The organism is Mesorhizobium sp. M0751 (assembly GCF_040320265.1).
Taxonomy (GTDB): Bacteria; Pseudomonadota; Alphaproteobacteria; order Rhizobiales; family Rhizobiaceae; genus Mesorhizobium.
In genome coordinates, this window is sequence record NZ_JAMYPH010000050.1 from 1 (window position 1) to 8,758 (window position 8,758).

4 protein-coding genes and 3 pseudogenes are annotated in these 8,758 nt (G+C 58.8%); 1 reads left to right on the top strand and 6 read right to left on the bottom strand.

What is annotated here, in order from left to right:
- Positions 1-670: 670 nt before the first annotated feature.
- The 6 genes and pseudogenes from NKI19_RS32185 to NKI19_RS32210 form a co-directional block, all read right to left on the bottom strand.
- Positions 671-1,828: pseudogene (locus tag NKI19_RS32185) on the bottom strand (porin).
- Between the two features lie 316 nt (positions 1,829-2,144).
- Entirely contained in the window at positions 2,145-2,801 is a 657-nt protein-coding gene (locus NKI19_RS32190) for an antitoxin Xre/MbcA/ParS-like domain-containing protein (RefSeq protein ID WP_352567645.1), read from the bottom strand.
- A 669-nt stretch (positions 2,802-3,470) separates the two neighbouring features.
- A pseudogene (locus NKI19_RS32195) lies at positions 3,471-3,668 on the bottom strand (transposase); the annotation flags it as partial.
- Positions 3,669-4,095: 427 nt separating this feature from the next.
- Positions 4,096-4,245, bottom strand: coding sequence for a hypothetical protein (locus NKI19_RS32200; protein WP_352567646.1), 150 nt, complete (start codon positions 4,243-4,245; stop codon positions 4,096-4,098).
- Between the two features lie 56 nt (positions 4,246-4,301).
- A complete protein-coding gene (locus NKI19_RS32205) occupies positions 4,302-7,490 on the bottom strand; it encodes a WD40/YVTN/BNR-like repeat-containing protein (protein WP_352951282.1) in 3,189 nt (1,062 codons plus the stop codon).
- Positions 7,491-8,063: 573 nt separating this feature from the next.
- Positions 8,064-8,534, bottom strand: a pseudogene (locus NKI19_RS32210) (IS66 family transposase); the annotation flags it as partial.
- On the opposite strand from NKI19_RS32210, the gene NKI19_RS32215 reads away from it, so the two are divergent.
- Positions 8,466-8,758, top strand: a 293-nt coding sequence (locus NKI19_RS32215; protein ID WP_352951283.1) for a hypothetical protein, incomplete at its 3' end; no start/stop codon positions are given. The pseudogene NKI19_RS32210 and the gene NKI19_RS32215 sit on opposite strands and share 69 nt — an antisense overlap.

The window sequence follows — 8,758 nt, forward strand, 5'->3', positions numbered from 1 at the left end:
GCTTGCTCTATCTGTCTTGGAATAGACAGATTGGATGAAAATGCACCACCACAGGTGCGCGAAAGCAGAACCGAACCTGAAGACGCCGGCGTAACCAAGACTGTTACATCAACGCATGCCTCGGGGCTCACATGGAGCCGGCGTCGGGATTTGTCTTGCAAGCTTGCAGAAACTCAGAGCGACGGCGGAGTAAACTCTTCGTAAGCAAAATGGGCGACAAGAAAAGAAGGCGCTGACTTGATCAACTCCACCGACTGCCGCCGAACACAGGCACGTTGGGTACAGAGTCCCGAGCACGGACGCAAGTTGACTGAGAACGCGTCTGGGGGCATTACCAAGCCCAGGTGGGTGAGAGCTTTTCGGGCGCCGATGCGAACGGCAGAAATAGCCGCCAGGATCGGACGTGTGGGGGGCATGCCGTTCTGGCATGGAGAGTGCAGTCCGCCGCACAATTGCGCGCGATCCATCTCGCTTGCGCGAGTCTGATCATAAACGCGCTAAAAAAGGGCGCCCGGGAACAGGCGCCCTTTTCATCGACGAAATGCTCGGATTGGAGGTCCGTGATCAAGCAATCCGCCGACAACCTCTTCAAGGCTCACCACAATGGTTCAGCCGCAAATTGAACGCTCGCAGTTACCCGCTTCGAAGGCGGGTACGAGCCGTCCAATCCTCAGAATGAGCGCTGGAACCGTACAAAACCGCCTACGCTGTTTTTCTTGTCAGCACCGGTCCAGTTCAAGGCCGGAGCAGGAGAACCGGCACCGAATTCGTCGAAGCTGCCTGCATGCAGGTAATCGACTTCGGTCGTGATCGTGAAGCCGGGAACGATATCGTAAACGATATTCGCCGCAACACCGAGGTTCTTCCATTCATCATAGGAAACCTGGGCATTGAACGAGGTCTTTTCGTTGAACTTGTAGGTGCCGCCGCCCCACACCGCCCAGTTGCCGCCCCATTGCTTGTAGATGCCGCGACCGCGGCCGGGATCGCCCAGGTCGGATCCGACAGGTTGTCGTCCGTTCCATAGCCGGCCATCGCGAACAGCGAAACTGCGTCACTAACATTGACGTCGAGACGCACCTTGCCGGCCACTTCCTCGTAGTTGCTGTCGTAAGCGATGACGCCGGTGATGGCGCCCCAGCCCTGCGTGTACTTCACGCCGCCGACGACGTGCGGAACGTAGCTGTCGATGGTGCCCTTGACGCCCGAGCCTTCTTCAAGCGAGACGACGGCCGAGAAGCCGTTGCCGGCGTCGAAGTAGTACTGGATGGCGTTGGTGTTGTGGTCGCCATAGGGCACGAGCGTGTCGTTGAGAACGTTACCGGCATAATCAATGAAGCTTTCGAAACCGTGTCCGTCTTGCCAATACGGAGACCGCCGAGCTGAATCCAGGCCTGCTTCAGATTGACGGCCTGGTTGTGCGCGGGATTGGGATCGGTACCAAAGTCGCATTATTGCCGAAATCGAAGCGGGTCTCGGTGTAGGTCTTCAAGGTGCCGAGTTCAGTTTCCTGGCCGGTCCAGGTCCTCAGCGAGAAGCGGGCGTTCTTATACCACGTGTGGTTGCGGCTGCCGTCCTCATGATCCTCATTGGTCGCACCATCGTATGAGCCGACGTCGCCGAAACCGATGTCGTAACGGACATAGCCGCCGATGCGCAGGCAGGTTTCGGTGCCGGGGATGTAGAAGTAGCCAGCGCCGTAGACGTCGCAGATCTTGACGTATTCAGCGGGTTCCGGCTCGGCGACGACGACGGCGTCGGCGGCGCGCGCACCGGAAACTGCGATCAGGGCCGCAGCTGAGCCGAGAAGAAGGCTCTTGATGTTCATACTTGATCTCCATTCAATGATTTGAAAGGGCGAGGACGTCGATGGACGAACCGCTCCCTGTCCCCACGATCGAAAAAGATGCGCATCTCGATGCATCCTTCCCGACTTGAACGCTATTCGCCGGGCGAATTTGCGCAAGTCAAAATTCTGTTTGCCAGCCACATGCCGAAGTATCAGTTGATATTTTTACCACTAAATTGTCAGTATTACTTGCACGAATTGGACAACTATACATTTGCACAAATCGCACAATTGGTACATCTGCTGTTTGTGAACGTATTTGACGCCTAAACAGCCACAGACGTCCGCCCAATCGTCAGATAGATCCAATCAGAGAAATTGCCTGGGCGGCCGATGCAACAGCTTCTGTGCTCATGCCTTCCCTGAGCAATTCGACAGGAACGCGACCTTTGAGAAGAGGTGAGGGGCTGATCAGCCACAGCCAAGCCAATCTGGGATCGGAGATCGAGGAAAGGACCTCCCGGATTCCGGGCACAGGCCTGCCGTCGATGAACTGAGCCAGGGGAAATACGTGCTTGCGGGAGCCTCTGCGAAAGGCAATCACATCATTGTGCCGCTGCCACCAATGGAGTGTTGACCGCGGTATTCCAAAACGTCTCTCGAGATGCGTTGAGCCCGCGACTGGACCGGCCCACTCCGCAATGCGGGCGCCTTCTCTCGGAAATTCTTTCAGAACCGGATGCCCGAGCGGATGATCGGCTGCCCGCGGTCGCGAAGCGATCTCACAGGCCTGAGCGTTTAGCCGTCGGGCTGCTTCGGCCTCGAGCCTACCAAGAAATTCGGCGGCCACGGCGGTCAAATCGTCGGAAGGAGAGGCTGACGACGCAACTCCAGCCGTGTCACCCTGCCTCGCCTCGTCGCATTGGGCAAGAATGCGTCGCACCTCCCTCATGACAAAGCTTGAAAGCTCGCTCTGGCGCTTTTCATCCCCAAAATCACTCGACCCGGACATTGACTTTCCCAGTTGCATCCCCTCAGCAAGCCGCCGAAAGAGCGTTGAAGACATGTAGTTTGGAGGACGGCGATGTGTTGCGTGTTCGTGTGCTCGCGACCTAGCAGCCGTCTTGCTGCTTCAACTTGTGCCTCTCAACAAAAAGGAGAGCGTCGATGGACGACTATCTTGGCCCCCCCGCGATCGAAAGAGACGTACATCGGAGTGTATCCTTGCAGCGTGACGCTATCCGCAACAGTGATTTGTGCAACCTCAAAGCTTAGCCCGCAAGCCTTATCTAATTGTTGCTTTTATGCAACTATATCCTGAGTGTTACTTGGACAAAAATTGACCGTATTGCGCGTTTGGACGAACTGTACGTTCGGCAGCTAGTTTTAGGCACCCATTTACAGGCGGTTTGTATGCCTTACGGTTGGCCCACGCATTGGCCAAGAATACGCCGCACATCCATCTTCACAATGTTGAAAGCCTGTCGTGGGCGTTTCATTTTTTCATTTCGCTCGATTCAGCCATACATTCGGCTGCCGCACGCGCTCGGGCACCGTTGCAAGATCTTCGGCCGCCGCCGCCGCGGGCCTTAACTCGGGACATATCTGCATGTCCAAATGCCATGGCCTGAACCTCCATGTTCATCGGTCTGTTGCAAGGTGCCTCGGCGCATCGCCTACGGTTATCCGCCCTACACTCGCACAGCACCTCGTCCGACAGGTTGGAGGTGTGCTTGAGGATCGCCAGCCCCGCCATCAGCCGGTTCGGCAGCGGCGGCATGTTAGGGCCATCCGAATAGACCGCGCCGAAACGCTGCTCCAGAACCGGCCAGTCGATCGCCTGCGCCAGTCGCACCAGCTCGTACTTCATGTTGATGATCTGATCGAGCCTGGAGCGGAATAGATCCTACTCCCCCGTCTCGCGTGGCCTGGACACTCGCCGTCCCACAGCGCATGCACAGCAAGATCACTGATCGGTCGTAAATGACGGCCTTTGAACATAGCAAGCCCTCCCCGAAAAACAGACGCCTCTATGCGAGACATGGTTGCCATTCCGTTTCCCCGGCAGGAGCCGAAGCTCGCTGCCGGGCCGGGCGCTTGGGAGGCGGCGGAAGTAGGTATACTCGCGCATCGTCGTGTTCCACGGCGATCTAGTCCGCTCTAGGCGCCAGCGTTGTGTCGTCGCCATTCGCGATTAAACGCGGCCCTCACGGTCATTGAGCAGAGTAGTAAAGCCGACCCCAAGCGAAAGGCGTCTCGATCGTTGCTGGCCCAGCCGGCCATGATCTCGATCCTAGAAGAAAAAACTAGCGTCGCCGCTTTTCGGCGCGACGGCGGACCAAACTGCGTGCAGCTACCATCGCCGCGACAGCCAGTGCAACCGCGATGTATAGCATCTCGGTCGTGCCGTCGCCCCCATCCGGGGCCACGCCGAAGATCCGCTCGATAAAATCCATGTCTATCTCCTCCTGGAATGAGTTCACTGAGCCGCATGTTTTTCCTCAGTGGCCACCTAGGCCTTGCCGGCCCCGAGCAGCACGACGCCGTCGGTATTGAGCGCGACGTTGAGCGCTGCGACATCATCGTTCACTATCGCGTCCAACTTTTTGATCTCTCCGCGGACCTTCGAGAAGATCTCATCCGCGACTTGCCGGGCTTGCATTGTCGGCGCCGCATCGGCGATGGCGACTACATTGACGAGGTCGATGAGCGAACCGAGCAAGCCGGCCGAGTTGCGGACGTCTTGCGGTGTCTCGCGCCTGAAATCGATCAGCGCTCCTTCGATTGCCTCGAGCCGACCGACCAATGCTTGCGCACGCTCGCTAAGCGATTTTTCACTGCCGACCAGCCGCTTCTGGACATCCGCGAGCTGCCGCTTCAGGAGCCGCATGCGATTGACCGCTTGGTTAAGAGCCGAGAGCATGCCGAACAGCTCCTGTAAGAGCGCGAACTGCTCGGCAAAATCCTCGTCGGTCGTAGCTATTCGCGGATCCTTGACGACGGTGAAGCCGACCGTCTGTCTCTCGTCGCCGACTTGAAGCTCAACCCTGAAGTCGCCGGGAACCACCGCCGGGCCGCTCGGGTCTTCCCCCTCCGGCGCTAGAGGCTTGTACTTCCAAGTCCCCAGGGAGTGGTCGAGTTTGGCCGGTCCCGGATACCTGAGATCCCAGACGAACCGGTGGAGCCCGGCCCTTGTGCCGGGTTTTTTGTCGAAGGGCGCGTGCTTTTCGTCGCTCGAGAAGGAGACGATGGTCTCGCCCGCAGCGTCCAGGAAGGTGAGCTTTACCGGACCCTCTGTATCATTGGGCAGCCAATAATAGAGGATCGCCCCGTCCGGCGGATTCTCGCCGCAGTCGAGATAGCGGCGAGCGCTTCGTCCGTCCTCCAACTCAACCACCTCCGTGCCGCCGCCTATGCCCCAATGAAGGCCGTAGCTCATACCGACCTTCGAGAAACCCTGCCCAACGATCCAGTTAAGCTTAGTCCGGACTGTCGGGCGCGGGCTCACCAGCTTTACGTCCTTCTGATCCGAGGCCAGTTCGCGCAACGGCGTCACGTCATCCAGGATCCAGAAGGACCGGCCATGCGTGCCGGCGACGAGATCGCTTCCCTTGATCTTGAGATCGTAAACCGGGACCACGGGCAAGCCGCCGGCCATGCGCGACCAGTGCGCTCCGTCGTCGAGACTGAAGAAGACCCCTGTCTCGGTGCCGGCGAAGAGCAGGCCTGGCCGCACCGGGTCGGCCCGCAGCACACGCGTGATCTCGCCCTTCGGGAAGTCACCGACGATCGACTCCCAGCTCTTGCCGCTGTCCTTCGTGCGGAACAGATAGGGTTGATAGTCGGCGAGCTTGTAGCGCGTAGCCGCAAGATAAACAGTGTCAGCGTCATGCGGCGAGATCTCGACGCACCCAATATAGGCGAGCTCGGACATGGCTTTCGGCGTGACGTTGCTCCACTCGGCCCCGCCATTGCGTGTCACATGAACGAGGCCGTCGTCGGTGGACGCCCAGATCTCGCCCTTGCGGTGCCGAGATTCCACGACCGAGGCGCACGTTGCATGCACCTCCGCGCCCAGGTTTTCGCGGGTCAGAACGCCGCCGGAGTAGTCCTGCCTAGCGGGGTCGTTGAGACTGAGATCGGGCGAGATCGCGGTCCAGCTCGATCCTTCGTCACGGCTGCGGAAGACGTGGTTACCGCCGGCATAAAGCGTCTTTGCATCATGGGGCGAGAAGGTGAGCGGGAAGGTCCATGCAAAACGATAGCGCATGTTCTTCGGCGCGATACCGGTCGTCTTCTCCGGCCAGACATTCACAAGGCGGATCTGCCGCGTACGGTGGTCGTAGCGTTGCAGAGGCCCCGCCCCGTCTGGGCTCGAGCCGATTGCGCCGCAATAGACTATGTCGGGATCCTCGGGATTGACGACTATGAAGCCGCTCTCGCCCGTGCCCGGATAGGTGCAGTCGCCCAGGCCGATTATACCCCATTCGGTAGCGCTGGGGACCGAGATCGAGATGTTATCCTGCTGGGTGGCGTAGACCCGATAGGGGTGCCGGTCGTCAACATCGATGCGATAGAATTGTGCTGTATTCTGATTGTAGATCGAGGACCAAGTCCTGCCGCCATTGAAGGTGACGCAGGCACCGCCATCGTTTCCTTCGATCATACGTTTGGGATTGAGCGGGTCGATCCAGAGATCGTGGTTGTCGCCGTGAGGCGTAGTCACTTCGGTAAAGTTCTCTCCACCATCGGTCGATTTCCACATCTGGAAGTTGGTCACGTAGACGGTATCGGCGTGACCCGTATCGGCGAAGACATGGGTGTAATACCAGGGGCGATGCATCAGGTCGCGGTTCTGAGACACGCGGAACCAATGATCGCCGTAATCGTCGGTTCTATAAAGCCCGACCTTGTCGTCCTCCGCCTCTATGAGGGCGTAGACGCGCCCCCGCTGCGCCTGCGAGACGGAAACACCAATCTTGCCTAGGACTCCAGCCGGCAAGCCGTTTCGGCCGGACAGCTCCTCCCAAGTGTCGCCGCCGTCGAGTGACCGAAAAATTCCGCTCCCCGGCCCGCCGCTGTTCAGGTGCCAGAAGCTCCGCCGCGCCTGCCAGGTCGTGGCGAAAAGGATGCGCGCATTGTTGGGGTCCATCGAGATGTCAACGGCCCCGGCGTCGGGATTGCGGTAGAGGATCTTCTGCCAAGTCTTGCCGCCGTCCTTGGAACGGAACACGCCGCGGTCCTCGTTGGGCCCGAACGCATCGCCGAGCGCCGCAACATAGACGATGTCTGGGTCGTGCGGATGAATGCAGATCTTGCCGATATGGCGGGTTTCTTTCAGTCCCAGATGGATCCAACTGCGACCGCCATCGGTCGACCGGTATACGCCGTCGCCGTAAGAGACGTCGACGCGGATCGTCGCCTCTCCCATGCCAGCATAGATGACGTTCGAGTCGGAGCGGGCGACCGCGAGCGCGCCGACGGTGGCGCTCTTGAAGTAGCCGTCGGATACGCAGCGCCAATAAACGCCGCCGTCAATCGTCTTCCACACGCCGCCCGCGCAGGCGCCGAAGTAAAACACCATCGGTTCGTTGGGATCGCCGGCGACCGCCACAACGCGACCGCCTCTGGCGGGTCCGATGCAGCGCCATTTGAGGGCCTCAAGGGCCTTTGGGTCATTCACATGAACCTGCGTCGACATACACTACTTACCTACAAACCGGTGCGGTGAAACTCTGGTAAAACTTCTACGCGTTTTGATCGTTTTGGATGGCTGGGCACGCTCAGCGGCGGTGCTGATGTGGACCCCGAGCGCCACGGCAATTTTTTCCTGTCTTGTCTGTAGGCCCTTTGAGGAAATCGCTCCGGCCCTGGGGCCGGTGCGCCCGCGATTTGCGATGCACCCTATAATTTCTAGAGCCGCATTGGAATCCGCGTCCTCTAGCAGCCAGATGCGCTCCATACGAAAGTGAATCCACACATTCTATGAGCGTACGGATCGCGTCCTAGGGCAATCTTGATTGCTGACACTTGGAAAGTTCACATTTCCTTTCTAAATTCCCTTCGGAGTGAGCCTCTTTTCCTATTGCCTGTATCATTCATACCGAGTGTTACTGCGCAGCAGGATGAGTTATCTGGTGGGGACGATGGCAGTTTTCTCGGCGATTGACATATACAGTTTGACCCGAAGTTGGCCATCACACCGTAAGCGCTCATTCCATGCGCGTTGACGTGCGCCATGTGACGTGGATCGCTGTCAGACGGCTTTATCGGATCAAGCCGCGGCGGTTTTGGCGAAGGTGAAGGGCAGCAGGTCGGTGATGTCGGCGTCTGTGGCGCGCTGCGGCAATTCGCTGAGGACGTGGCGCAAGTAGGCCAAGGGCTCGACGCCACAGGCGCGGCAGGTCAACATCAAGCTGTATATGACGGCGCTAGCCCTGGCTCCGTCCACAGTGTCGCTGAACAGCCAACTCTTTCTTCCAGTGGCAAAAATCCTGATGTCGCGCTCAAGCAGGTTGTTGTCGATCGGCATCCTGCCGTCTTCGGTGTAGCGCGTCAGGTACTCCCCCTGGTTCAGGGTGTAGGACACGGCATCGCCGATCTTGCTGTCGGGCAAGACCTTCGGCGCTATGTTGTCGAGCCATGCCTTGAGAGCATTGAGGATGGGGACACTGTGTTGCTGGCGGAAACGGCGAATGCAATGATCTCGCGTTTCGCCCTTGCCCAGCTTTTCGTTCCGCCTGGCCCGGGTGCCGACATGGCCAAAATCAGAGCATATTCGCGGGCAATTTTCCCGCTTTTTCAGCTCCCTGATTCATCATGCCGCAGGGTTTTACCCAACCGATTGCGGCCGCCTGACGGTCTCCGTCCGAACCCGTTTCCAGTCCATTCCGTCAACCAGAGCCATGAGCTGAGCATGATTGAGCTGGACCCGGTGGTGGCCGATCCGCGGCCAGCAGAACTTCGCGT